Source organism: Streptomyces sp. NPDC048349, assembly GCF_040651925.1.
In the GTDB taxonomy this organism is placed as follows: Bacteria; Actinomycetota; Actinomycetes; order Streptomycetales; family Streptomycetaceae; genus Streptomyces.
This window is the reverse complement of the sequence record NZ_JBEZLA010000009.1, coordinates 17,299-42,489: the sequence shown is the minus strand read 5'-3', so window position 1 is coordinate 42,489 and position 25,191 is coordinate 17,299. Positions and strand designations below refer to the sequence as shown.

20 protein-coding genes, 1 tRNA gene, 1 pseudogene and 1 riboswitch are annotated in these 25,191 nt (G+C 73.8%); of the genes and pseudogenes, 12 read left to right on the top strand and 10 right to left on the bottom strand.

The features are described from left to right. Positions 1–48: 48 nt before the first annotated feature. On the top strand, positions 49–447 hold the full coding sequence (locus AB0D44_RS07690; RefSeq protein ID WP_362585940.1) for a VOC family protein: 399 nt from the start codon (positions 49–51) through the stop codon (positions 445–447). Positions 448–507: 60 nt separating this feature from the next. On the opposite strand, the gene AB0D44_RS07685 is transcribed toward AB0D44_RS07690, so the two are convergent. The 4 genes from AB0D44_RS07685 to AB0D44_RS07670 all read right to left on the bottom strand — a co-directional run bounded on the left by AB0D44_RS07685 (position 508) and on the right by AB0D44_RS07670 (position 3,798). Next, a complete protein-coding gene (locus AB0D44_RS07685; protein ID WP_362586182.1) occupies positions 508–1,278 on the bottom strand; it encodes an ABC transporter ATP-binding protein in 771 nt (256 codons plus the stop codon). A gap of 119 nt (positions 1,279–1,397) precedes the next feature. Then, the gene (locus AB0D44_RS07680; protein ID WP_362585937.1) at positions 1,398–2,459 is read right to left on the bottom strand and encodes an iron ABC transporter permease; all 1,062 of its coding nucleotides are present in this window, start codon (positions 2,457–2,459) and stop codon (positions 1,398–1,400) included. Further along, on the bottom strand, positions 2,456–3,457 hold the full coding sequence (locus AB0D44_RS07675) for an ABC transporter substrate-binding protein (RefSeq protein WP_362585934.1): 1,002 nt from the start codon (positions 3,455–3,457) through the stop codon (positions 2,456–2,458). The genes AB0D44_RS07680 and AB0D44_RS07675 overlap by 4 nt, the downstream gene beginning before the upstream one ends. A 46-nt stretch (positions 3,458–3,503) precedes the next feature. After that, positions 3,504–3,639, bottom strand: a riboswitch (cobalamin riboswitch). A gap of 82 nt (positions 3,640–3,721) precedes the next feature. Continuing rightward, positions 3,722–3,798 (bottom strand) — tRNA-Trp (locus AB0D44_RS07670). A gap of 90 nt (positions 3,799–3,888) precedes the next feature. Here AB0D44_RS07670 and AB0D44_RS07665 point away from each other — a divergent pair. From AB0D44_RS07665 to AB0D44_RS07650, 4 genes are all read left to right on the top strand, one after another. Then, a complete protein-coding gene (locus AB0D44_RS07665) occupies positions 3,889–4,410 on the top strand; it encodes a hypothetical protein (protein WP_362585932.1) in 522 nt (173 codons plus the stop codon). Positions 4,411–4,713: 303 nt separating this feature from the next. Then, positions 4,714–6,048, top strand: a complete 1,335-nt coding sequence (locus AB0D44_RS07660; protein WP_362585929.1) for a glycoside hydrolase family 18 protein — start codon at positions 4,714–4,716, stop codon at positions 6,046–6,048. An 86-nt stretch (positions 6,049–6,134) separates the two neighbouring features. After that, positions 6,135–7,334, top strand: a complete 1,200-nt coding sequence (locus AB0D44_RS07655) for a serpin family protein (protein ID WP_362585926.1) — start codon at positions 6,135–6,137, stop codon at positions 7,332–7,334. Continuing rightward, entirely contained in the window at positions 7,331–8,212 is an 882-nt protein-coding gene (locus AB0D44_RS07650) for an aldo/keto reductase (protein ID WP_362585923.1), read from the top strand. Before AB0D44_RS07655 ends, AB0D44_RS07650 begins: the two co-directional genes overlap by 4 nt. On the opposite strand, the gene AB0D44_RS07645 is transcribed toward AB0D44_RS07650, so the two are convergent. Both AB0D44_RS07645 and AB0D44_RS07640 read right to left on the bottom strand, forming a co-directional pair. Continuing rightward, positions 8,199–9,182: a PfkB family carbohydrate kinase gene (locus tag AB0D44_RS07645; protein WP_362585920.1), complete on the bottom strand. Its 984-nt coding sequence runs from the start codon at positions 9,180–9,182 to the stop codon at positions 8,199–8,201. The genes AB0D44_RS07650 and AB0D44_RS07645 overlap by 14 nt on opposite strands. Before the next feature lie 146 nt (positions 9,183–9,328). Further along, positions 9,329–9,979 carry a bifunctional 4-hydroxy-2-oxoglutarate aldolase/2-dehydro-3-deoxy-phosphogluconate aldolase gene (locus tag AB0D44_RS07640; protein WP_362585917.1) on the bottom strand — a complete coding sequence of 217 codons (651 nt, stop codon included), beginning with the start codon at positions 9,977–9,979 and terminating at the stop codon, positions 9,329–9,331. Between the two features lie 87 nt (positions 9,980–10,066). Between AB0D44_RS07640 and AB0D44_RS07635 the strand changes: the two genes are divergently transcribed. Further along, complete coding sequence (locus AB0D44_RS07635; RefSeq protein WP_362585914.1) at positions 10,067–10,867, top strand: IclR family transcriptional regulator; 801 nt, start codon at positions 10,067–10,069, stop codon at positions 10,865–10,867. 387 nt (positions 10,868–11,254) lie between these two features. Continuing rightward, positions 11,255–12,901, top strand: coding sequence for a sigma-70 family RNA polymerase sigma factor (locus AB0D44_RS07630; protein ID WP_362585911.1), 1,647 nt, complete (start codon positions 11,255–11,257; stop codon positions 12,899–12,901). Between the two features lie 51 nt (positions 12,902–12,952). On the opposite strand, the gene AB0D44_RS07625 is transcribed toward AB0D44_RS07630, so the two are convergent. Continuing rightward, complete coding sequence (locus AB0D44_RS07625) at positions 12,953–13,807, bottom strand: RNA polymerase sigma-70 factor (protein WP_362585908.1); 855 nt, start codon at positions 13,805–13,807, stop codon at positions 12,953–12,955. 179 nt (positions 13,808–13,986) lie between these two features. Between AB0D44_RS07625 and AB0D44_RS07620 the strand changes: the two genes are divergently transcribed. Continuing rightward, a complete protein-coding gene (locus AB0D44_RS07620) occupies positions 13,987–16,494 on the top strand; it encodes a Helicase associated domain protein (RefSeq protein ID WP_362585905.1) in 2,508 nt (835 codons plus the stop codon). On the opposite strand, the gene AB0D44_RS07615 is transcribed toward AB0D44_RS07620, so the two are convergent. Further along, positions 16,488–17,879, bottom strand: coding sequence for a glutamate decarboxylase (locus AB0D44_RS07615; RefSeq protein WP_362585902.1), 1,392 nt, complete (start codon positions 17,877–17,879; stop codon positions 16,488–16,490). The genes AB0D44_RS07620 and AB0D44_RS07615 overlap by 7 nt on opposite strands. 264 nt (positions 17,880–18,143) lie before the next feature. Here AB0D44_RS07615 and AB0D44_RS07610 point away from each other — a divergent pair, with 264 nt between their 5' ends. Next, entirely contained in the window at positions 18,144–18,539 is a 396-nt protein-coding gene (locus AB0D44_RS07610) for a tyrosinase family oxidase copper chaperone (protein WP_362585899.1), read from the top strand. Then, positions 18,536–19,383 (top strand): annotated as a pseudogene (locus AB0D44_RS07605) (tyrosinase family protein). Before AB0D44_RS07610 ends, AB0D44_RS07605 begins: the two are co-directional and overlap by 4 nt. Here AB0D44_RS07605 and AB0D44_RS07600 read toward each other — a convergent pair. Both AB0D44_RS07600 and AB0D44_RS07595 read right to left on the bottom strand, forming a co-directional pair. Further along, positions 19,338–20,039, bottom strand: coding sequence for a response regulator (locus AB0D44_RS07600; RefSeq protein ID WP_362585896.1), 702 nt, complete (start codon positions 20,037–20,039; stop codon positions 19,338–19,340). The pseudogene AB0D44_RS07605 and the gene AB0D44_RS07600 sit on opposite strands and share 46 nt — an antisense overlap. Next, positions 20,036–21,646, bottom strand: a complete 1,611-nt coding sequence (locus AB0D44_RS07595; protein WP_362585893.1) for a sensor histidine kinase — start codon at positions 21,644–21,646, stop codon at positions 20,036–20,038. Before AB0D44_RS07595 ends, AB0D44_RS07600 begins: the two co-directional genes overlap by 4 nt. 106 nt (positions 21,647–21,752) lie before the next feature. Here AB0D44_RS07595 and AB0D44_RS07590 point away from each other — a divergent pair, with 106 nt between their 5' ends. Further along, a complete protein-coding gene (locus AB0D44_RS07590) occupies positions 21,753–23,108 on the top strand; it encodes a cation:dicarboxylase symporter family transporter (RefSeq protein ID WP_362585890.1) in 1,356 nt (451 codons plus the stop codon). Between the two features lie 264 nt (positions 23,109–23,372). Beyond that, positions 23,373–25,142 carry a S8 family serine peptidase gene (locus tag AB0D44_RS07585; RefSeq protein ID WP_362585888.1) on the top strand — a complete coding sequence of 590 codons (1,770 nt, stop codon included), beginning with the start codon at positions 23,373–23,375 and terminating at the stop codon, positions 25,140–25,142. Positions 25,143–25,191: the final 49 nt, after the last annotated feature.

Here is a 25,191-nt window from a genome sequence, read left to right as displayed (position 1 = left end):
GGTGAGGCATGGAGGTCGCCGCGAAGTGCCTTTCGGAGGCATTCACCCATGTCAGTCGCACTGAACCACACGATCATCCACTCCCGTGACAACCGGGAGTCCGCCGCATTCCTGGCGCACGTCCTCGGCCTGCGGGTCGGGACCGAGTGGGGCCCCTTCGTTCCGGTCGAGACGGCCAACGGCGTCACCCTGGACTTCGCCACCGTCCCCGCCGCGTCCATCACCCCGCAGCACTACGCGTTCCTCCTCTCCGAGGAGGAGTTCGACGCGGCCTTCGAGAAGATCCGGTCGGCGGGGATCGCGTACTGGGCCGACCCGCACGGGAAGCACCCCGGCGAGATCAACCACAACGACGGGGGCCGGGGCGTCTACTTCACGGACCCGGCCGGGCACGGGATGGAGATCATCACCCGCCCGTACGGGTACCAGGAGGACGGGGCCTCGTAGCTCCGGCACGGCCGGGCGGGGGCCGGGCGGCAGGCCGAGCCATCCGCCGCGGCCCCTGCGTCAGGGTGTTCCCGTGCGCTGCTCCCCGTACGCGGGGAGGTAGACGATGTTCGGCGTGCCCGTGTCGGGGTGGACGCCGATGCGGGTGCGCACCCCGTACACCTCGGCCAGCAGTTCCTCGGTCAGGACCGCGGCGGGCGTTCCCGAGGCCACCACCCGGCCGCCGTCCAGCACGTACAGCCGGTCGCAGAAGGCGGCGGCGAGGTTGAGGTCGTGCAGGACCAGCAGGGCGGTGGCGGGCAGGGCGCGCACCAGGCCGAGGATCTCCAGCTGGTAGCGGATGTCCAGGTGGTTGGTCGGTTCGTCGAGGGCGAGCAGGCCTGGGTCCTGGACCAGGGCGCGGGCCACCAGCGCGCGCTGGCGTTCGCCGCCGGACAGCTCGTCGAAGCGGCGGGCGGCGAAAGCGCCCGCGCCCACCGTCCGCAGCGCCCGGGCCACCCGACGGACGTCGTCCGGACCGTCCTGTTCCCAGAACCGCTTGTGCGGGCTGCGCCCCATGGCGACGACCTCACGGACGGTCAGCCCGAAGGTGCCGCTCGCGTCCTGCGGCACGACCGCCACGCGCCGCGCCCGGTCCTTGACCGTGAGCGCGGCCGCGTCGGCGCCGTCCAGCAGGACCCGGCCGGCGGTGGGCCGCAGGGTGCCGTACACACAGCGCAGCAGGGTGGTCTTGCCGCTGCCGTTGGGGCCGACCACGCCGACCGTCTCGCCGGGGCGGGCGGTGAGGTCGACACCGTGCAGCAGCGTGTGCCCTTCGGTTTCGTACCGCACGCCCTCGACGGCGAGTTCCAGCGCCCGGGCCTGCGGCTGGGCCTGGGCCTGGGCCTGCGCCTGCCCCTGGGCCTGCGCCTGCCCCTGCCCCTCCGCCTGCTCCTGCCGCGCGGTCCCGGTCATCCGGTCATCCCCTCGGTCCGAGTGGAGCGCCGCAGCATCCACAGGAAGAACGGCCCGCCGACGAGGGCCGTGACCACGCCGACCGGGATCTCCTCGGGCGCCGCGGCCGTACGGGCGACGAGGTCGGCCAGCATCAGGAACACCGCCCCGCCGAGCGCGGCCACCGGCAGCAGCGCCCGGTGCCCGGCGCCGACGACCATCCGGGCGGCGTGCGGAATCATCAGGCCGACGAACCCGATCGCCCCGCTGTAGGCCACGAGCACGCCGATGACGAGCGAGGTGAGGACGAAGACGGCGGCCCGGAAGCGCCCGGTGTCCAGGCCGAGGGTGTGCGCACCCTCCTCGCCCGCGAGCAGCAGGTCGAGCGGCCGGGCGAGGGCGATGAGCAGCACGGTGCCGACGAGCAGTGCGACGGCGGGCAGGGCCAGTTCCTCCCAGCGCGCCCCGCCGAGGCCGCCGAGCGTCCAGAACAGGACGGAGCGGACCTGGTCGGGGTGCGCGGCGAGCACCAGGACGAGGCTGGTGAGGGCGGACAGGACGTACTGGACGGCGACCCCGGCGAGGATCAGCCGTCCGGTGGTCATCACTCCCCCGCGCCGGGCCATCGCGTAGACGGCGACGAGCGCACCCAGCGAGCCGGCGAACGCGGCGAACGGCACGCCCAGCCGGCCCGCGAGACCCGCGAGGCCCGCCATGCCCGCGACGCCGCCGCCCGCACCGAAGACGATCACGAGGACGGCCCCCGCGGAGGCCCCGGACGAGGCTCCGAGCAGGAACGGGTCGGCGAGCTGGTTGCGTACGAGGGCCTGGAGCACGGTGCCCGCGACGGCGAGCCCGGCGCCGACGACGGCCCCGAGGAGGACCCTGGGCATCCGGACGTCCCACACGATGGAGGCGAAGGCCCCGGTGCGCTCCTCGCCCGTCAGGCGGCCGAGCACGATGTCGAGGACCTGGCCGGGCGCGATCCGGACCGGCCCCAGGGCCAGCCCTGCCACGGCGGACGCCGCCAGCAGGGCGGTGAGGAGGACGACGACGGCCGGGGTCCGGTGCCGCCTCACGCGGCGTCGGGGTGCAGTTGGCGGCCCAGGGACTCGACGGCGTCGGCGACGCGCACGCCGAGGACGGCCGAGGAGAGCGGGAGCACGACGAACCGCTGGTTCTTGATGGCGGGAACCTGGGCGAGCGCCGGGTCGTTCAACAGGCGCTGCTTCTTGGCTTCGACGGTGGTGCTGCCGTAGTCGTAGATGAGGACGACCTCGGGCTTGCGCTCGATGACCTTCTCCCACGACACGTCGCCGAAGGTGTCCTCGAGGTCGGCGAAGACGTTCGTCCCGCCGGAGAGCGAGACGATCTGGTTGCCGATGCCGCTGCCCCCGGCGGTGAAGGCGGAGGCTTCTCCGGAGTCGTAGACGAAGACGGACGGCCGGGGCTCGTCCTTCACCCTGGCGGTCACCGTGTCGATGCGCCGCTGCTCGTCCTCGACGAGCTGCGCGCCGCGCTCGGGCACGCCGAAGGTCTGTGCCACCTCGGTGATCTCGGTCTTGAGCTGGTCGATGCCGACCGGCCCTGCGGCGCAGTTCTCCACGTTCAGCCGGGTGGCGATACCGGCCTTGGCCAGCCCTTCGCGGTCGCGGCCCTGCCCCTTGTCGAAGGCGCTGGAGTAGCCGCCGTAGACGAAGTCGGGGTTGGCGCCGAGCAGGACCTCCTTGGAGGGGTACTCCTCGGCCAGCACCTTGAGCTTGTCGTAGGCGGGCCGGTAGGCGGGCAGCACGGCGTCGTCGAGGTAGGCCGTGCCGGCGATCCGGTCCTCCAGGCCGAGGGCGAGCAGCACCTCGGTGGCGTGCTGGTTCATGGTCACGGCTCGCCGCGGCGGGGCCTGGTAGGTGCTGCTCACACCGCAGTTGGTGACGGTGTACGGGAAGCCGGGCGCCCCGGCCGACAGCCCCGCGGCCTCGGCCTGCCGTTCGGCGGGGGAGCCGGCGCAGGCGGCCAGGGGTATCAGGAATGCGAGGGGCGTGAGGGCGCGCAGGACGGCGCGGGCGCGGTGACGCGACATGGCAAGGCCTCTCCGGGGGATCCGCGTCCCCTGGTCGACGTGAAAGAGCGAGCGGAGGCGGTGCGTCAGTGTCTGACTCCCGGCCTCCCCGCGGGGAGGCCGGTCACAGTGGCGGGACCGCACCGGAATCGCACCGGTTTCCTGTCCTGCACCGCCTGGGTAACGCGGCCAAGTCTGCCAGAGGTGATCTCCTGACGTGCCGTCGGGCCGGACCCACGCGGGGGATCCGGCCCGACGCAGCGCCGCGTACGCGGCGCGCGCGGGTGGCAGGGGCGGCAGGATTCGAACCTGCGACCGACGGTTTTGGAGACCGTTGCTCTGGCCGGCTGAGCTACGCCCCTTGGCTGGAACCGACCCTGTCACGGCGCGGCCCGGCGATCCACCGAATTCCCGGGTGGCGGGAGCCTCGAGCGGGGAGGATCGTGGAGAGGGTGATCGGTGGACCGGCAGGCACCCCCATGCCCCGGCGCCGCCTGCGCGGGGCGCTGGCCGCGCTCGCGCTCCTCGGCCCGGCGCTGCTGGGTGCCGCCCCGGGCGGGCCGGGAGACGAGACCGTCTCCCTCGCCGGGAACGAGCCGGGTCAGCGGCTCGACGTCACCCTGGTCCGGGTGGTGGACCCCGCGACCCCGGCCGATCCGCAGGGCCCGGCGCCCGACGCCTCGACCCGGCTGCTGGCCGTCCGGTTCCGCCTGGAGAACACCGGGACCGCTGTCTACAAGGACTCCCCCGCACCGGCCGCCCACCTGCTGGACACCGCCGGGAAGCGGTTCTCCGGCCTCAACAACCCGACGGCGGCCGGGGCCTCCTTCCCCGACACCGTCACCCTGGACCCCGGCGGCTCGGCCGAGGGCTTCGTCACCTTCCGGCTCCCGCAGGACGCCGTGGCCGCGGCCGTCCAGTTCGCCCTGAACGGCGGCCTGGCCGACGACGTGGGCCAATGGAGCCTTTCCTAGCACTCCGCCAGCCGTCCCGTAGCTCGCCTCCAGCCCTCCCCAGCTCTCCCGTAGCTGTCCTCCAGCCCACCCCCAGCTCTCCCGTAGCTCGCCTCCAGCTCACCCCCAGCCTTCCCACGGCTCGCCTCCAGCCCTCCCGCAGCTCTCCGCGGATGTCCTGCGGCACTCCTGTGGCACTCCCCGGGCCGCCCTCCGGCGCGCGAGTTTTCGCCACCCCCTTGACCACCCTGGTCCAGACCAATAGTTTCCGGCATGCACCGCGCACGCGCTCACGCCCCGCTCCCGCATCCGCAAAGGAAGCCCATGCGCCGCAGCATGCTCGGCAGGCTGGCCGTCGCCGCCTGTTCCCTCTCCCTGCTGACCGCCTTCGCACCCGCCGCCGGGGCCTCGCAGGACGAAGCGGCGGGCGGCCACCACCGCTCGTACAAGAAGGTCGGCTACTTCACCCAATGGGGCGTCTACGGACGGGACTTCCAGGTCCAGGACCTGGAGAAGAACGGCTCGGCGGGCAAGCTGACCCACATCAACTACGCCTTCGGCAACGTCAGCGCCGAGGGCACGTGCTTCACCGGGAACGTGCCCGGCGAGGCCGACGCCTGGGCCGACTACGTCCGCCCGCTCGGGGCCGAGGACTCCGTGGACGGCGTCGCCGACACCCGGGAGCAGCCGCTCGCCGGCAACTTCAACCAGCTCCGCGAGCTCAAGGCGAAGCACCCGGGCCTCAAGGTGCTGATTTCGCTGGGCGGTTGGAGCTGGTCCACGCACTTCTCGGACGCCGCGCTGACCCCCGCCTCCCGCAAGGCGTTCGTCGAGTCGTGCATCGACCTCTACATCAAGGGCAACCTGCCGCAGGACGGTACCCGCGGTGGCGCGGGCGCGGCTGCCGGGGTGTTCGACGGCATCGACCTCGACTGGGAGTGGCCGGGCTCCGCGGGTGACACGGACACGAAGTTCCGGCCCGAGGACAAGCGCAACTTCGCCGAGCTGGTCAAGGAGTTCCGCACGCAGCTCGACGCGTACGCGCGCGGCCAGGGGAGGAAGTCCCCGTACGAGCTGACGGCCTTCGTCCCGACCGCACCCGCCAAGATCGACGCGGGCTTCGACGTCCGCCGGATCATGCGCGACCTCGACTTCGTGACCCTCCAGGGCTACGACTTCCACGTCTCCGGTGAATCCACGACGGCCCAGCAGTCCGCGCTCTACGCCCGGGGCGACTTCAGCGTGGACGGCACGGTCGACGCCTGGCGGCGGCGCGGCGCGCCCGCGCACAAACTGGTGATGGGCATGCCCTTCTACGGACAGGGCTGGACGGGCGTCAGCGGCGGCGGGGACGGCATGGGACAGCCCGCTGCCGGACCGGCGCCGGCCACCTGGGCTGCCGGGTACGAGGACTACAAGGCGCTGAAGGAGCTGGCCGGTTCCGGGACCTACCGGGTCCACCGGGACCGGCGCGGCGGGCACGCCTGGCTCTTCGACGGCACCACCCTGTGGACGTACGACGACCCGCAGGTGCTGCGCACCAAGGCCGGCTACATCCGCGAACACGGCCTCGGCGGCGCCATGTTCTGGTCGCTCGACGCGGACACCGCCGACGGCGAGCTGATGACGGCCGTGGACTCGGGCCTGCGCGGCCGCTGAACCGGTCCGCGGGGCCACCGACCGGCGCCGCCGGGCCGCGGAAAATGATCCGGCCCGGCGGCGTCCCACCCCGTACGCTCCCGCGCATGACGAACTCGACGGTACGGGCGGTCAACCGCCTCTCCCGGCGCTGGGCTGCCGTGCAACCCCCCGCCGGGGACCCTTCCCGGGACCGAGGCACGGTGTTCACCGCGGCCGGGGTCTGGCCGCTGCTCGCCCTGCTGGCGGACGGCGCCGACGGCGCTGCCCGCGGGGAACTGGCGCAGGCACTGGGCGTACCCGCAGGGGCCGCGGCCGCAGCCGCACGGGAGTTGCTGGACGTGCTGGCGGGGGTACGAGGCCTTCGGGCGGCGACCGGGCTCTGGGCCCGGGACGACCTCCCGCTGCAGGAGGCCTGGTCGGCGAAGCTGCCGGCCGGGGCCCGGGGGACGCTGAAGGGTGACGCGGGGGCCGACGCCAAGGTCCTGGACGCGTGGGCGTCGGAGCGCACCGGCGGCCTGATCGAGCGCATGCCGGTGACCCTCCAGGAGGACACCCGGCTCGTCCTGGCCTCCGCGCTCGCGCTGCGGCTGAAGTGGATCCGTCCGTTCCGAGAGATACCCGGCGGCGTCGACGAGGGACCGTGGGCCGATCGGCTCCTGCCCCTGCTGGTCCGCAGCACCTCCCTCCTCGACCGGGTCCGGGTGGCGCACGGCCCGGCCGGTCCGGTCACCCTGCTGGAGGTGGTCGGAAACACCGGGGTCGACGTCCACCTCGTGCTGGGCGAGCCCGGGGCGCCGGCCGGCCAGACCCTCGCCGCCGCGATCGACGCCGTCACCAGGGCCCTCCCGTCCACGGGCGCCGACCTGCTCCCCGAGGGGAACCCCGGTCCGGGGCTGTCCGTCGCCACCGTGCCGGCCGCCTCCCCCCACCCCCGGCTGACTGTCTGGACCGTCGCGTTCGACGTCCGTGCGGAGCACGACCTCCTGGCCCAGGCACGGCTGTTCGGGCTGGAAACCGCATGCGACGCGAGCCACGGCCACTTCCCCGGTGTCAGCGCCGACCCGCTGGCCGTCGGATCGGCCCGGCAGACGGCCATCGCCCGCTTCGGCGCCGAGGGTTTCGAGGCCGCGGCCGTCACCGCCGTCGCGGCGGCGGCAGGGTGCGCCCCGCCGCGCATGAGGTACCGGGTCCGCCGGGCAGAGGTCCGCTTCGACCGGCCCTTCGGCTTCCTGGCCGTGCACCGCACCTCCCGGCTGGTCCTGGCCGCCGGATGGGTCGACGAGCCCGCTACGGTCTGCGCATGACAGAAACGATCACTGCGGCCACGGCCGGAACCTGGCGGCTGGGCGACCTGACCGTGAACCGGCTCGGCTTCGGCGCCATGCGGCTCACCCACCTCGCGGACGGCTCCCCCAGCGACCGCGAGCGGGTGACCGGAGTGCTCCGCCGCGCCGTGGAGCTCGGCGTGAACCACATCGACACCGCCGCCTTCTACTTCTCCCCGCTGCGCTCCGCCAACGAGCTGATCAACCGGGCCCTGGCCCCGTACGGCGACGACCTCGTGATCACCACCAAGGTCGGGCCGGGCCGCGACGCCGCCGGGCAGTGGTGGTGGGCCGAGCCCGGGCAGTTGCGGGGGCAGGTGGAGGAGAACCTCCGCCAGCTGGGCCGGGACCACCTCGACGTGGTCAACCTGCGCGTCCCCCGCCGGGAGACGACCGGGTCGGTCGCCGAGCACTTCGGGGCGCTCGCCGAGCTCCGCACGGCCGGCCTGATCCGGCACCTGGGCATCTCCAACGCCCGCCCCGACCACCTCGCGGAGGCCCTCGCCATTGCGCCGGTGGTGTGCGTGCAGAACCCGTACGGCATCGGGTCCCCGGCCGAAGACCACGCCTTCCTGGACGCGTGCGGGCAGCAGGGCATCGCCTTCGTACCGTTCTTCGCGATCGCCGGCGCCGGCAAGGAGGCGGGGGCGACCGCCGAGGACAGCCCCGAGGTGCGCGCCCTGGCCGAGGCCCACGGGGTGTCGGCGGCCCAGCTGCGCCTGGCGTGGACGCTGAGCCGCGGCCCGCACGTCCTGGCGATCCCGGGCACGGGGAACCCGGACCACCTCGTGGAGAACATCGCCGCCGGGTCCCTGCGCCTGACCGCCGAGGAGGTCGCGGTCCTCAACGCCCTGTGATCCGGCGGCAGCGCGCCGCCAGCGCCGCCGTCTCCGCGAAGGCGGGGACGCGCCCGGTGCCCCCGCGGCCGGACACGGACAGGGAGGCGGCCGCCGCGGCATAGGTCACCGCCTGCGCGAGCCCGTCGCCGAGGGCCAGCCGGGCGGTCGCGGTCCCGGTGAAGCAGTCGCCCGCGCCGGTCGCGTCGGCCGGAGCCGGATTCACGGGCACCGGCTGGTACCGGGCGCCCGCGCCGTCGTCCAGCAGCAGCTGCCCGGCGCCCGCGGTGACGACGACCGCACGGGCACCCAGCGCGCGGCAGCGGGCGGCGGCGGTGGCCGGGTCGTCGGTGTCCACCAGCGCGAGGGCGTCCGCCGGGCAGGAGGTCTTGAGCAGCCCGGTCAGCGGGGCAATCCGGGCGAGCAGGTCCCGGGCCCGGCCGCGGTCCGTCAGCCGGGGGCGGAAGTTGGGATCGTACGAGAGGTGCCCGCCGGCGCCGTGCACCAGGTGCGCGGCGGCCAGCACCGCGTCGCGGCTGCTCGGCGACAGGGCGCCCGTGATGCCGCTGGTGATCAGCGCGGTGGAGGCGGTGAGCAGGCCGCGCCAGGACTCGACGTGGGCGGGTGCGAGCGTGGAACCGGCGCTGCGGGCGCGCCAGTACACGAACTCCCGGTCGCCGTCGGTGTCGGCGGACAGCAGGTAGGCGCCGTTGGGCCGCGGGGCGGGGCGTACGTGGGAGACGTCCACGCCCAGTTCGGCCGCGCGCCGCAGCAGCGGGGTGCTGAGCTCGTCGTCGCCGACGACGGCGAGCAGGGCGGTCCGGGCGCCCGCGGCGGCAGCGGCAGCCGCCGCGTTCAGCGCGTCCCCGGAGTAGGAGATGCGGGCCGGGGTGCCGTCGGCGACCTCGTTCAGCGGGGCTCCCGCGTGGATCTCGACGAGCACCTCACCGAGCACGAGGACGTCGTACGGCGCGCCGTCCCGAGCGGCCACGGCCGGCGCGGACCCGGCCGGCGCGGTCCCCGTCGACGCGGTCCCCGTCGACGCGGTCCCGGCCGGCGCGGTCCCGGACCGACCCCTCACCGACCGCGCGGTCGCGGACTGCGCGCCCACGCCCCGGCCGCTCATGTCCCGCGCCGTCACGGCCGGGGTTCCCGGTCGGTGCAGTCGCCGCGACCGCAGCACGGACCGGCCAGTGCGGCGAACACGGCGGCGAGTTCGGCCGGGTCGCCGGGCAGCCCGCTGCCGATCCCGACGGCGGCCGCCCCGGCGGCCAGCCACTGCGGGACCTCGTCGGGCCGGATGCCCCCGGTCGGGATGATCAGCCCCTCGGGAAGGACGGCCTTGAGGGAGCGGATGAAGCCCGGACCGCCCACGTGGGCGGGAAAGACCTTGGCGGCGCCCCCGGCCCTGACGGCGGAGGCGATCTCGCCCGGGCTGAACCCGCCCTCGATGAACACGGCTCCGCGGCGCGCGGCGACGGCGCGCACCTCCGGGGCCGGGTGAGGGGAGATCAGGAAGCCGGCCCCCGCGTCCAGGGCGGTCCGCGCCTGCTCGGCGGTGGTCACGGTGCCGACGCCGACGAGGGCGGGGTGGCGGCGCGCGTCGGTGAGCCGGGCGGTGCTGGTGACGGCGGCAGCCCAGCCGGGGGTGGAGGTGGTCAGCTCGACGGCGCGGCACCCGGCGGCGAGCAGGGCGGCGGTCTGCCGGACGGCCTCGTCGGCGCCGGCGCTGCGCAGCACCGGCAGCAGGCGCTGGGCGGCTATCACCGCGTACGGGTGGCAGGACAAGCGACCCTCCGTTCGTTCCACGTAGCGGAACGGCGTATGGTGGGGCGGAACGCCGTGGTCTAGACCCTACACAGTCCGGGAGTTGTCGTGTCAACGGAGCGGACCCGGGAGCCCGGGGACGGCGGTGCACCGCGCGCAGGGCGGGCCTCCGCCGCGGGGTCGTCGCTGGAGAAGTCCCTGCGCATCCTGGAGGCGGTGGCCGCGCCGGGCGGACCGCACCGGCTCGCCGAGGTGACGGCGGCGGCCTCCGTGCCCAAGTCCAGCACCTTCCGGATCCTCGCCTCGCTGGCCGAGCAGGGCTTCGTACGCCGGGAAGACGACGGCCGGTACGCGGTGGGACCGCGGCTGCGCGGGCTGTCCGCCCTGGTCAGCGGCGGGGAGCCGGCGAGCATCGGGCGGATCCTGGACGAGCTGCGGCGGGCCGCAGGCGGACAGACGGTCCATCTCGCCCTGCACAGCGGGGAGTCGATCACCTACATCCGGAAGCTGGAGGGCGAGCAGCCCTTCCGGACGGCCTCCCGGGTCGGCATGCGCATGCCGCTGCACACCACCGCGATCGGCAAGAGCATCCTGGCCCACCTGCCCGAGGAGGAGGTGCGGGAGCTGATCGCCACCACCGGGCTGCCGCCCCGGACACCGCGGACGGTCACGAGCACGCGGGCGCTGTACGCGCAGCTGGCCGAGATCCGTGCACGGGGCTTCGCGCTGGACGACGAGGAGAACGAGGCGACCATCCGCTGCATCGGCGCCGCGGTCCTCGGCCCGGACGGCCGGCCGGTCGGCGGGGTCAGCGTCACCACCGTCACCTTCCTGGTCTCCCGCGAGGAGATCGAGGCGTGCGCGCCCGCCCTGCGCGCGGCGACGGAGGCGCTGGCTCCGCTGCTGTGAGCGGAGCCCGCGCCCCCGTCTCTCAGCGCGCGGCGGCTCGGGGCGCGTTGTCCGCCGCGGCGCCCCTGCCGCGCGGTCGAGGCGCCGCGGCAGGGGGACTGCTTGGTCCATCTGGGCGAGTTCGCCGCCACCGACCTGGTCTTCGTCGCGCGCCGGACGCAACGGGAGGACATGGTGGAGTGGGTGGTGGTCGGCACCGTACGGGGGGATGCGATGCTGGCTGCGCTGCGGCGGCTCGCCCGGACCGACGCCTCGGCGCGGCGCTACCCCTGCCGCCCGCAGCGGATGCCGGGACATCAACTTCCGGATAAGTGTTATCGAGGCCCCTCTCGACGGTCTCCCAGGCATTGGGCATCATCGACCGCCGGTACGGACAGGGAACATCACATGAGCACTCAGCACACGGCAGCGCTGGTGGCAGCGGCCCGCTCGGGCGATCCCCGCGCGCAGGACGAGCTCGTCGGCACCCATCTGCCGCTCGTCTACAACATCGTCGGCCGGGCCCTGAACGGGTCCTGCGACGTGGACGACGTGGTGCAGGACACCATGCTGCGGGCCCTCGACGGGCTGGGCGCCCTGCGCGCGGACGAGAGCTTCCGCTCCTGGCTGGTCGCGATCGCGATGAACCGCGTACGGGCGTACTGGCAGGCCCGGCAGAGCGGTTACGGCGAGAGCACCCTGGAGGAGGCCGGCGAGGTCGCCGACCCGGGGGCCGACTTCGTCGACCTGACGGTCGTGCGCCTCAACCTGGCGGGGCAGCGGCGCGAGACGGCCCGCGCCACGCGCTGGCTGGAGCCCGACGACCGGGCGCTGCTGTCTTTGTGGTGGCTGGAGTGCGCCGGCGAGCTCACCCGGGCGGAGGTGGCCACCGCGCTGGAGTTGTCCCCGCAGCACACGGCCGTACGGGTGCAGCGGATGAAGGCGCAGCTGGAGGCCGCCCGGGTGGTGGAGCGCGCCATGGACGCCCAGCCGGGGTGCGAGGAACTGCGGACGCTGGTGGCGGGCTGGGACGGCCGGCCCTCGGCGTTGTGGCGCAAGCGAATAGCCCGCCATGCGCGGGAGTGCGTACGCTGCTCCGGCCTGTGGAGCGGCCTGGTGCCGGCGGAGGGACTGCTGGCCGGGCTGGCCCTGGTGCCCGTCTCCGCGGCCCTGCTGGCAGGGGTGCGCGCGGCCGGCCCGGACGACTTCGACCCCGCGGCCTTCGCCGACGGTGCGGGCACGGGCCCGGGCTTCGCCGACGCGGGCTTCGCCGACACGGCGGCCCAGGCGCACCTCGCCCCGGAGGTGGCCACGGCGGGCGGCGGCCGGGGCGCGTCGCGCCGGCGCAGGCAGAACCGCCGCCGGGTGATAGGCGGAGCGGTGCTCGCCGCCTGCGTCGCCGGCGGCGGCCTCGTGTACCTCGGCACGCTCCCCGGTTCCGAGGGCGCCAAGACCGGCGACACCGCCGCCCCGGCCCCGCTGGCCGCGCTGTCGGCCTCCGAGTCCGCGCTCCCCTCGGAGCCGCCCTCGCCGTCCGTCTCCGCCCCGGCCTCGCCCTCCGCGTCCCCCTCGCCGTCCGCCTCGGCCTCGCCGACCCCGGCCGCGAGCCCGACCCCGGCGCCGAGCCGCAGCAGCTCCCCGGCCCCCAAGCCCCCGGCGCCAGCCCCCGCCCCGCCGGGCATGGCGGGCCAGGTCCTGGCCCTGGTCAACTCCGAGCGGGCGGCGGCCGGCTGCGGTCCGCTGAAGGAGGACCCGCAGCTGCGGGCGGCCGCCCAGGGGCACTCCGACGACATGGCGAAGCGGGACTTCTTCTCGCACACCAGCCCCGAGGGAACGGACCCCGGCCAGCGGACCACCGCGGCCGGATACCGCTGGTCGACGTACGGGGAGAACATCGCGAAGGGCCAGCAGACGGCCCAGTCGGTGATGGACGCCTGGATGAAGAGCCCCGGCCACCGCGCGAACATCCTCAACTGCTCCTTCAAGGACATCGGCGTCGGCATCCACCAGGGTGCGGGCGGTCCCTGGTGGACGCAGAACTTCGGGGCCAAGTAGCCCGCCGCGGGGTGGTACTTCGGAGGCAAGTAGTCCGCCCGCGGGTGCGGTTCAGGGCTGGACGCCGCGCAGCTTCTGCGGGTTGACGACGAAGCGCAGCGCGGTGATCCGGCCTCCGGCCGCCTCGAAGGTGACCGCGCCGATGTGCGCTCCGCCGAGGACCAGCAGCAGTCCGGGCTCGCCGTTGATCTCGGTGATGCGCATCTCCATCCCCCGGACATCGGGTTTGGCCAGGACGCCCAGCAGCCAGCGGGCGACGCGGTCGGGTCCCTGCAGGGGGCGGCGGGCGGCCGAGACGACGCCGCCGCCGTCGGACCAGGAGACGACGTCGGGGGCGAGGAGCGCGAGCACCTCGCCCAGGTCCCCGCCCGCGCAGGCCGCGAGGAACTTCTCGGCGATCTCACGCTGTTCGGAGGCGTCCGCGGTGAACCGGGGACGGCGGGCCCGTACGTGCTCGCGGGCCCGGTGCGCGGACTGGCGGACCGCGGCCTCCGATTTCCCGACCACCTCGGCGATCTCCGCGTACGCGTACCCGAACACCTCGCGGAGCAGGAACACCGCGCGTTCGACCGGGGTCAGGGTCTCCAGCACGACCAGGACGGCCATCGAGACGGTGTCGGCCAGTTCGGCCTCCTCGGCGACGTCCGGCGAGGTCAGGAGGGGCTCGGGGAGCCACGGGCCGACGTACGCCTCGCGGACGGCCCGGGCCGAGGTCAGCCGGTTCAGGCTGAGGTTGGTGACCGTGCGCACCAGATAGGCCTGGGGGTGCGCGACGGCCGTCCGGTCCGTCCGGTTCCAGGCGAGCCAGGCGTCCTGCACGATGTCCTCGGCGTCGGCGACGCTGCCGAGCATCCGGTAGGCGGTGCCGAAGAGCAGTCGGCGGTTCTCCTCGAACGTGTCGGTCATGGGCCCCACCGTCGCATTCGGACGCCAGTCGATCAAGAACGGGTTCACGCCCATGGGACAGGGCGGCCGCGACGGATGTGACACGCGCGTTCCGCGGTGGTGGGCCCAAGGTGCGTCAAAAGGGGGGCAGGATAGTAGCTGGAGCGGAACCGGCAGATCACACGGGTGGAGCGGGACACATGGCGAAGAAGGACCTCCGTCCGCACCAGCGCGAGGCCGTCGACGCAGTCGTGCGGGCGCTGGAGGTGCCCCCCGGGGGCCGGGTGCCCGAGCGCGGGCTGCGGACCCAGGTGATCATGGCCACCGGTTCGGGGAAGTCCCTGGTCGCCGTCGGTGCGGCGGAGGAGCTGCGGGCGGGACGGGTGCTGGTGCTGGTGCCCTCGCTGGACCTGCTCGTGCAGACCGCCGCCGCCTGGCGGGAGGGCGGCCGCACGGGGCGGTCGCTGGCCGTGTGCTCCCTGCGCCCCGAGGACGCGGGCGTGGCGACCACCACCGATCCGGCCGAACTGGCCCGCTGGGGCGGGCCTTCCGCGGACCGGGTGACGGTGTTCGCCACGTACGCCTCGCTGGGCCTGGGCACCATCGAGCGCGCCCATCTCGCCGGGCTCCCGGGCTGGGACCTGATCGTGGTCGACGAGGCGCACCGGACCTCGGGGCGGATCGGCAAACCGTGGGCCGTGGTGCACGACAACGCGCGGATCCCCGCCCTGCGGCGGCTCTACCTGACGGCCACGCCGCGCGTCTGGCAGGACGGCGAGGAGGCTGCGGGGCCGGCGGGCGGGCAAGGCGGCGCGGCCGGTACGGGCAGTGCGGGCGGTGCCGGCGGTGCCCGCGGTGTCGGCGGTGCGGGCGGTGCGGGCGGTGTTCGAGGGCGCGGCGAGCTGGTGGCGTCCATGGAGGACGATCCGCGGGGGCCGTTCGGCGCGCGCTGCTACACGCTCACCCTCTCGGAGGCCATCGACCGCGGGATCTGCGCCCCCTACCGCGTGGTGTGCGTGGACGTCACCGATCCGCAGTTCCGGGCGGCCGTGCTGCTGGGCCGCGACGGCCGCTCCGACGCGGTGCGCGGGGCCCGGCTGGCGGCCCTGCAGACAGCGCTGGTCAAGGCGGCGGCCCAGGAGGGGTTCCGGCGCACGCTCGTCTTCCACCACCTGACCAGGGAGGCGGAGGCCTTCGCGGCCGGGCTCCCGGCCGTGGCGGAGCGGCTGCGGCTCAGCGCCGACGCCGGCGACCGCGACAGCAGCTCGCAGCCGGCGTATCCGCGCACGGTGTGGGCGGACTGGCTCTCGGGGCAGCACTCCGCCGCCCACCGGCGGCAGGTGCTGGGCGCGTTCGCGGACGGCCGGGTGGCGGAGAAGGCGTTCCTCGGCAGTGTGCGGGTGCTCGGCGAGGGCGTCGACACCAAGGAGTGCGACTCCGTCTACTGGGCCGACGTACGGGGATCCATGCCCGACCTGGTCCAGGCCGTCGGGCGGGCGCTGCGGATCCGGCCCGGGGAGGGGAAGGTCGCCTCCCTGGTGGTCCCCGTCCTGCTGGAACCGGGTGAGACACCGGAGGCGATGCTCACCTCGCGGGCGTACGGGGACCTCGCGCGGCTGCTGGAGGCGCTGCGTGCGCACGACTCGCGGCTCGTGGAGGCGCTGGCCCAGCCGCAGGCGCCGAGCCGGACCGCGGCCCCGGGGGCGGGCTCCGGGGCGCAAGGGCTGCTGAGCTTCTCCACCCCCCGGGACCCGGCGCAGCTGGCCGCCTTCGTACGGCTGCGCGTGCTGCATCCGGAGCACGCGCACTGGCGGCGCGGGGTCGAGGCCGCCCGGATCTATGCCGCCACGGCCGGGGACCTCAAGGTGCCGTTCGGCTTCAAGGTGCCGGCGGAGGGCGGGGCGTGGCCCGCGGGGCTGGCCCGGTTCCCGCTCGGCCAGTGGATCGCGGACGTCCGGCGCACCTACCGGCGCGGAGCGCTCGGCCGGGAGCGGGTGGCGGCGCTCGACGCACTCGGCATGGTGTGGAGCCACTTCGACGTGGCCTTCGAGGAGGGCCTGGCGGCGGCCCGCGGCTGGGCGGCGGAGCACGGCCACCTGCTGCCGCCGGCGGACGCCACGTGGCGGGGCGCGCCGGTCGGGATCTGGGTGAAGAACCAGCGGGCGGCGGCCCGCCGCGAGGGGCCCGGGGCGCTGTCGCAGGAACGCCGGGAGGCCCTGGAGGCGGTGGACGCCTCCTGGTGCCCCGCCTGGGAGATCTCCTGGCAGCGCGCCTTCCACCTGACCCGGGTCCACCTGGACGCGGGCGGCCGCCTCCCGCTCGCCCCCGGCGAGGTGGTGGTGCAGGGCGAGGACCTGGGCGGCTGGGTGCGCACGCAGCGGCTGAACTGGGAGCGCCTGTCGTGGGCGCAGCGCTGGCTGCTGGAACACGCGCTGGGCGTGACGCGGGCTGCGGAGGCCGAGCGGCCGCGGCCGCGCCGCAGCCACGCGCGGGCGTGGGCGGAGCACTTGGAGGCGGCCGAGCAGTTCCGCCTGCGCGAGAAGCACCTGCGGGTGCCCCGTACGCACGTGGAGCGGTACGGGGACCAGGAGTACCGGCTGGGTGCCTGGATCGCCAACCAGCGTTCCCGCGCGGCCTCGCTCACACCGGAGCGGGTGGCCGCCCTGACCGCCCTCGGCATGCGCTGGTCGGCGAAGCCGGCTCAGTGATGGAAGCCGGAGCGCGGCTCGACGGCCGCGGCGGGCGGGGGCGCGGTCTCCAGGTGCTCGACGGCCCGGCGCAGGTCGTCGACGAGCAGGGCGATCTGATCGCGGGTCACTCCGTGCCGGACGAGCACCCGCTGGATGACGGTGTCGTCCCGGTCGGCGGGCAGCGGGTACGAGGGCACCTGCCAGCCGCGCATCCGCAGCCGGTCGGAGAGGTCGTAGAGGCTGAAGCCCGCACCGGCCGGGTCGGTGAGGGTGTAGGAGACGGCGGGCAGGGCGCCGCGGCCGTCGTAGAGGAGGGTGAACGGGCCCATCCCGGCGATCTCGGCGGCCAGGTACTGGGCGGTGTCGGCGCAGGCTTGCTGCACCCGGCGGTAGCCGGCCCGGCCCAGGCGCAGGAACAGGTAGTACTGGGCGACGACTTCGCCGCCGGGGCGGGAGAAGTTGAGGGCGAAGGTCGGCATGTCGCCGCCGAGGTAGTCCACGTCGAAGACGAGGTCCGCGGGGAGCAGGTCGGCGGTGCGCCAGACGATCCAGCCGACGCCCAGCGGCGCGAGGCCGTACTTGTGACCCGAGGTGTTGACGGAGGCGACGCGCGGAAGCCGGAAGTCCCAGACCACGTCGGGGTGGAGGAAGGGTGCGATGAAGCCGCCGCTCGCCGCGTCCACGTGGACGGGGACGTCCCAGCCGTGCTCGGCCTGGATGCGGTCGAGTGCGGCGGCGATCTCGGCGACGGGCTCGTAGTCGCAGGTGTAGGTGACGCCGAGGATGGCGACGACGCCGATGGTGTTCTCGTCGACGTGCGCGGCGAGCTGGTGGGGCCGCAGGCCGGTGGCGCCCGGTTCGAGGGGGACCTGGCGCAGTTCCACGTCGAAGTAGCGGGCGAACTTCTCCCAGCAGACCTGGACCGGGCCGCAGACCAGGTTGGGGCGGTCCGCGGGGAGGCCCTCGGCCCGGCGGCGGGCTCGCCAGCGCCATTTGAGGGCGAGTCCGCCGAGCATGGCGGCCTCGCTGGAGCCGGTGGTGGAGCAGCCGGTCGCGGTGGTGCCGGCGGGGGCGTTCCACAGGTCGGCCAGGATGTTGACGCAGCGGGCCTCGATCTCGGCGGTCTGCGGGTACTCGTCCTTGTCGATCATGTTCTTGTCGAGGCAGTCGTTCATCAGGCGGTGGACGCCGTCGTCGGACCAGGTGGTGCAGAAGGTGGCCAGGTTCTGCGCGGCGTTGCCGTCCAAGAGGAGTTCGTTGCGCAGGAGTTGGTAGACGACCTCGGTGGAGGAGTGGTCTTCGGGCATCCGGTGCTTGGGGAGGACCTGGCCGCTCAGGACGGACGCGAACACGTCCGAGTCGGCGTCGGGGGCGTCCGCGTCCTTCGTCTTGTGAAGAGCCATAACGGGGCTATAGGTGAGCACCAGACATATCCCTCCGACGTCACGCCGCGGCTTCCGGCCGACTCCGCGATGTGATCCCCTCCATAGCCGCCCCGTCGAACCGAAGAAATTACTGTCGAGTAGCATCATCACCGCAGATCTTCCCGCCTTGGGCGCGGAAGTCCGCCGGGACCGGAAGATCCGGCAATTCGTTCTAAACCAAACTTATCCGATGATGTCCGGAACATGGCCAACTGCCGTCACTGCCCTGGTAGTTCTTCGGTCATGAACAAGATCACCCGCAGGCAGGCCCTGGGCACCACTGCCGGCGCACTCACCGTCCTCGGCCTGGCGGGCGCCACCGCGCACGCCGCCGCCACCGATTCCCGGGCCGCCGCCACCCCCGCCGGCACGGTCGACGAGGTCTACAAGGGCCGACGCATCCAGATAACCCCCGGCACGGGAGGCGGCCACCACGGCGGCCACCACTCCCCCGGTCTGCCCACCGTCCGGATAGACGGCCGCGAACTGCACGTGATGCGCAACGCCGACGGCAGCTGGATCAGCGTGGTCAACCACTACGAGACGTATCCCGACCCGGCCTCGCTGGCCCGCGCCGCCGTGCGCGAGCTGCAGGGCGCCGTGCTCGCCCCGTTCGCGCCCGCGGGAGGCACGGCATGACCGTCCGCAAGAACCAGGCCGCGCTCACTCCCGAGGAGCGGCGCGCCTTCACCAACGCGCTGCTGGAGCTGAAGCGCACCGGCCGCTACGACCGCTTCGTCACACCCACAACGGCTTCATCATGAGCGACACCGACTCGGGCGACCGGGTGGGCCACCGCTCCCCGTCCTTCCTGCCCTGGCACCGTCGGTTTCTTCTCGAGTTCGAGGCTGCTCTGCAGGAGGTGGACGCGAACGTCACGCTCCCGTACTGGGACTGGACCACCGACCGCACCCCCAGAGCCTCCCTCTGGGCCGCCGACTTCCTCGGCGGCACCGGCCGGGCCCGCGACGGCCAGGTCCTGGACGGCCCCTTCGCCTACGCGACGGGCAAGTGGAACATAGCCGTTCGGGTCGACGGGCGGGCCTACCTGCGCCGGGCGCTCGGCCAGGGCGTCGCCGAGCTGCCGACCAAGGCGGAAGTGGACGCCGTACTCGCCATGCCGGTGTACGACGCGGCCCCCTGGAACAGCTCCTCCAGCGGCTTCCGCAACCACCTGGAGGGCTGGCGGGGCGCCAACCTGCACAACCGGGTGCACGTGTGGGTCGGCGGCCAGATGGCCACCGGGGTCTCCCCCAACGACCCGGTGTTCTGGATGCACCACGCCTTCGTGGACAAACTGTGGGCGGACTGGCAGGCCCGCCACCCGCAGTCCACGTACCTTCCCGCGGCCGGCACCCCCAACGTGGTGGACCTGCGCGACACGATGCGGCCGTGGAACGACGTGACCCCGGCGGACCTGCTGGACCACCGGAAGTTCTACACCTTCGACACCGAGCCGGTCGCCGCCGCCAGCCAGCGGTAGTGCAGTTCGGGGCGGCCCACCTGGCCGTAGCGGGGGGTGCGGTCCGCGCGGCCGGTGTCCACCAGGTGCTCCAGGTAGCGGCGGGCGGTGATCCTCGAGATTCCGGCCGCCTCGGCCGCCCCCGCCGCCGTCAGCCCCTCGGGGGCGGCCCTCAGCAGCGCGGCGACCCGGTCCAGGGTCGGCGCGCTCAGCCCCTTGGGGAGCTGCGCCGGACGAGGGGCGCGCAGGGCCGCCATCGCCCGGTCCACGTCGTCCTGGCCGGCCGCCTCGCCCGCCGTCGCGCGGAACTCGGCGTACCGCAGGAGCCGTTCGCGCAGGGTGGGGAAGGCGAAGGGTTTCAGCACGTACTGGACCACGCCCAGCGAGACGCTCTCGCGGACCACGGCCAGGTCCCGCGCCGAGGTCACCACGATGACGTCGACGGGGTGTCCGGCGGCCCGCAGTCCGCGCGCGAAGCGCAGACCGTGCCCGTCGGGCAGGGTGAGGTCGAGCAGCAGCAGGTCGACGCGGGTCCGCTCCAGGGCCCGGGTGGCCTCGGCGAGCGAGTGCACGGTCCCGACGGCGGTGAATCCGGGGACCCTGCCGACGTAGAGCGCGTGCGCGTCCGCGGCGACCGGATCGTCCTCGACGATCAGGACCCGCACCTGCGCGCTCACGCCGGACCCGCCGCGGCGGGGCGCACCGGCGCCGGCAGCCGTACGGTGAACTCGGCCCCGCCGGACGGACCCGGGGCGGCGTCCGCGGTGCCGCCGTGGCGCTGCGCCACCTGCCGTACGAGGGCCAGGCCCAGGCCGCGGTCCTCGCCCTTGCCGGACCAGCCCCGCCGGAACACGTCCACCCCTTCGGGGAGGCCGGGCCCGCTGTCCGCCACCCGCAGGAGCAGTCCTTCGCCGTCGCGGCGCACGGTGACCGCGATCCGGCCGCCCGGGACGCCGGTGAGCGCGTCCATGGCGTTGTCCACGAGATTGCCGACCACGGTGACCAGGTCCCGGGCCGGCGGGGTGCCGGGCCCGCCGTCGATGGCCGTGCTGTCGGGGGTGACCACCAGCTCGACCCCCCGTTCGTGCGCCTGGGCGGCCTTGCCGAGCAGCAGCGCCACGAGCACCGGCTCGCCGACGGCGGTGACCACCTCGTCGGTGAGGGCCTGCGCCAGCTCCAGTTCCGCGGTGGCGAACTCCACCGCCTCGTCCGCCCGGCCGAGCTCGATGAGCGAAACCACCGTGTGCAGCCGGTTCGCCGCCTCGTGCGCCTGGGACCGCAGGGCCTGGGTGAATCCGCGCTCGTGGTCCAACTCACCTGCCAGCACCTGGAGTTCGGTGTGGTCACGCAAGGTGACCACGGTGCCCCGGCGGCCGCCTCCCGCGACGGGCGAGCTGTTGACGACGAGCACCCGCTCGGCGGTCAGGTGCACCTCGTCGACCCGGGGCCGGTCGGCGAGCAGCGCCCCGGTGAGCGGCGCGGGCAGCCCCAGGTCGGCGACGCCGGTGCCGGTCACCGCGCCGCGCAGGCCCAGCAGCTCGCGTCCCGCATCGTTGATCAGGGTGATCCTGCGCTGGCCGTCGAGCATGAGCAGCCCCTCGCGCACACCGTGCAGGGCCGCCTGGTGGTAGTCGTACATCCGGCTGAGCTCGGCCGCGTTCATGCCGTGGGTGTGGCGGCGCAGCCGGGCGTTGACGATGTACGTGCCCGCCCCGCCGAGGGCGAGGGCCGCGGCCGCGACCCAGGCGAGCGCGGTGAGCTGCTCGGCCAGGCGTGCGCTGATCGCCCGGACCGTGATCCCGGCGCTGACCATGCCGACCACGCGGCCGTCGTCCGTCAGCGGGGTGACCACGCGGATCGAGGGCCCCAGCGTGCCGGTGTAGGTCTCGCTGAAGGTCCGGCCGCGCAGGGCCGGGCCCGTGTTGCCCATGAAGGGCTCGCCGATCCGACGCGGGTCGGGGTGGGTCCAGCGCCGTCCGGCCGGGTCCATGATCGTCACGAAGTCCACGCCCGAGTCGACGCGCACCCGCTCCGCGTAGGGCTGCAGCCGGGCCGTGGGATCGCTGCCGCGCACGGCCTCCCGTACGGCTTCCAGGACCGATGGGGAGTCGGCGACCGCGCGGGCCACGGCCCCGGCCTGCCGGCGGGCCGCGTCCTCGGCCTGGCCGCGGGCGGTGGCGTACGCGAAAACGGCGCACCCGGCCACGACCACGGCGACCAGCAGCACCTGCATGGCGAAGAGCTGGCCGGCGAGGCTGCGCGGCGGCCGGGGCAAACGGAACATGGCGCTCAGTGTGCACCGGGTCGTGAACTCAATGAACGCAAGGGTGACCGGGGTCACAGCGCCGCGCGATGGTCCTCCCGGAACGTTTTCACCACCAGGAGGCATCGTGGCCGCCACGCGCGACAGAACGCACTATCTCTACATCGCGGTGATCGCCGCGGTGCTCCTCGGCATCACCGTCGGCTTCGCCGCACCCGGCGTGGCCGTGGAGCTCAAGCCGCTGGGCACCGGCTTCGTGAACCTCATCAAGATGATGATCTCGCCCGTGATCTTCTGCACGATCGTGCTGGGCATCGGCTCGGTCCGCAAGGCCGCCAAGGTGGGGGCGGTGGGCGGACTCGCCCTGGGCTACTTCATGGTGATGTCCACCGTGGCCCTCGCCATCGGCCTGCTGGTCGGCAACCTGCTGGACCCGGGCAGCGGGCTCCACCTGACCGAGGCGGCCAAGCACGCCGGCGAGGCGCAGGCCAAGGCGGGCGGGGCCAAGAGCACACCGGAGTTCCTGCTGGGGATCATCCCGACCACGCTGGTGTCCGCCTTCACCGGCGGCGAGGTGCTGCAGACCCTGCTGGTGGCCCTGCTGTGCGGGTTCGCGCTCCAGGCCATGGGCACGGCGGGCGAACCCGTGCTGCGCGGGATCGGACACGTACAGAAGCTGGTGTTCCGGATCCTGGCGATGATCATGTGGGCGGCCCCGGTGGGTGCCTTCGGCGCGATCGCGGCGGTGGTCGGGGCGACCGGCATCGACGCGCTGAAATCGCTCGCCGTCATCATGATCGGCTTCTACGCCACCTGCCTGATCTTCGTGTTCCTGGTGCTCGGCACGCTGCTGCGGGTGTGCACGGGCGTCAGCGTGTTCTCCCTGCTGCGCTACCTCGGACGGGAGTTCCTGCTGATCCTGTCGACCTCCTCCTCGGAGTCCGCGCTGCCGCGGCTCATCGCGAAGATGGAGCACCTGGGGGTGTCCCGGCCGGTCACCGGCATCACGGTGCCGACCGGGTACTCCTTCAACCTGGACGGGACCGCGATCTACCTGACGATGGCCTCGCTGTTCGTGGCGGAGGCGATGGGCCAGCCGCTCGCGCTGGGCGAGCAGATCTCCCTGCTGCTGTTCATGGTCATCGCCTCGAAGGGCGCCGCCGGGGTGACCGGCGCGGGCCTGGCCACGCTCGCCGGCGGACTCCAGTCGCACCGGCCGGAACTGGTGGACGGGGTCGGCCTCATCGTCGGCATCGACCGGTTCATGAGCGAGGCGCGGGCACTGACCAACTTCGCGGGCAACGCGGTCGCCACGGTGCTCATCGGCACGTGGACCAAGGAGTTCGACCGCGCACGGGCCGCCGAGGTGCTCGCCGGACGGCTGCCCTTCGACGAGACCACGCTGGTCGACGACGCGCCGCACGAGCCGGCGGGGGCCGTCCCGCCCCAGCCGGAAGGCGCCAAGGACGGCGTGCCGGTGTAACCGGAACGCCACTCGGGCCGGCCGGGCAGGGTTCGCCCCCACGGTGCCCAGCCCGGTCGGCCCCGACTGCTCCCGCTATAGGCGCTTTTCGGCCACAGGCCGAAGAACGCGCGTGCGGTAAAAGGTACTTCCATACCAGGGCACGCGTCTGACATCTTGCGTTCGACCACTTGTTTCGTACGACCCGTAGGTGCCAGCCGCACCGACGGGTCTTCGGAGGACGCATTGATACCCCACATATCCAGCCGACCTCGACGTGCCCTGGTGCTGGCCGCAACCCTCGGTGCCGCACTGACCTTCGGGGCTCCCGCCGCGCTCGCCGGCACCGACCCCGTCTCCGGCTCCGCTTCCGCCCCGGCGGCCGCGGCGGCTCCCCAGGCCGCGGCCCCGACTTCCCAGAGTGCGACCTGGGTTGCCGGCACCCGCGCCTACCTCGTGATCACCGCCCCCGGTGACAGCTCGGCGGTGCGTGCCGCCGTCGCCGCCAACGGCGGCACGGTCTTCGCGAACTACGACGCAATCGGCGTCATCGTCGCCCACTCCGCCTCCGGCTCCTTCGCCGCCACCATGCGCGGTGTGAGCGGGGTCCAGCAGGTCGGGGCCACCCGCACCTCGGACGTTCCGGCGGACGCCTACAACCCGGCGCTGCCCGCCAACCCGGCGCAGTCCACCACCCCGGTGGGCGAGCCGGTCCGCGCCGACATGACGCAGATCAAGGCCGACCAGGCCTGGGCCGTCACCACCGGCTCCGCCACCGTCAAGGTCGGCATCCTGGACACCGGTGTGGACGACCAGCACCAGGACCTGGCGCCGAACTTCAACGCGGCGGACTCCGCGTCCTGCGCGTACGGCAAGGCGGACACCCGCGCCGGCGCCTGGCGCGACGTCGGCACCCACGGCACCCACGTGGCCGGTACGGTCGCGGCCGCCAAGAACGGCAAGGGCGTCATCGGCGTGGCCCCGGGCGTGAAGATCTCCTCGGTGCGCATCGCCGAGCCGAACTCCTCGCTCTTCTTCGCCGAGAACACCGTCTGCGGGTTCATGTGGGCGGGTGACCACGGCTTCAAGGTCACCAACAACAGCTACTACACCGACCCGTGGCAGTTCAACTGCCCGGACAACGCCGACCAGGCCGCGATCATCGAGGGCGTCAAGCGCGCCCAGGAGTACGCGGAGAGCAAGGGCTCGCTGCAGGTCGCGGCGGCCGGCAACTCCAACCTGGACCTGGCCAACAAGACGACCGACACCGAGAGCCCGAACGACTCGACGCCGGTCACGCGCACCATCACCAACGCCTGCCTGGACATCCCGACCGAACTCCCGGGCGTGGTCACGGTATCGGCGATGGGCACCACCGCGAAGGCCTCGTACTCCAACTACGGCCTGAACGTCATCGACGTGACGGCCCCCGGCGGCGACGCGACCGGCATCTACAGCACCCTGCCGGGCGGCAAGTACGGCAGCATGAGCGGCACCTCGATGGCCTCCCCGCACGTGGCCGGCGTGGCCGCGCTGCTGGTGAGCACCAACCCGGGCATCACCCCGGCGCAGCTGCGCGACAAGCTGGCCACCCAGGCCAACGACGTGGCCTGCCCGTCGGACACCCGGTGCAAGGGCACCACGACGAAGAACGGCTTCTTCGGCGAGGGCCAGGTCGACGCGCTCAAGGCCGTCGGCAGCACCCCGCCGCCCGGGAAGTACTTCGAGAACCCCGGTGACGTGGCCATCGGCGACAACACCACCGTGGAGAGCCCGATCACCGTCAGCGGGGTGACGGGCAACGCCCCGGCCACCCTCAAGGTGGGCGTGAACATCGTGCACACCTACATCGGTGACCTGAAGGTCGACCTGATCGCCCCGGACGGCTCGGTGTACAACCTGCACAACCGCACCGGCTCGGGCACGGACAACATCAACCAGACCTACACCGTCAACGCCTCCTCCGAGGTCGCGAACGGCACCTGGAAGCTGCGGGTCAACGACAACGCCGGCGGCGACACCGGCAAGATCGACGCCTGGAACCTCACCTTCTAGTTCCGGCCCGCCACGGGGCCCCCGGGAGCACGAGCTCCCGGGGGTCCTG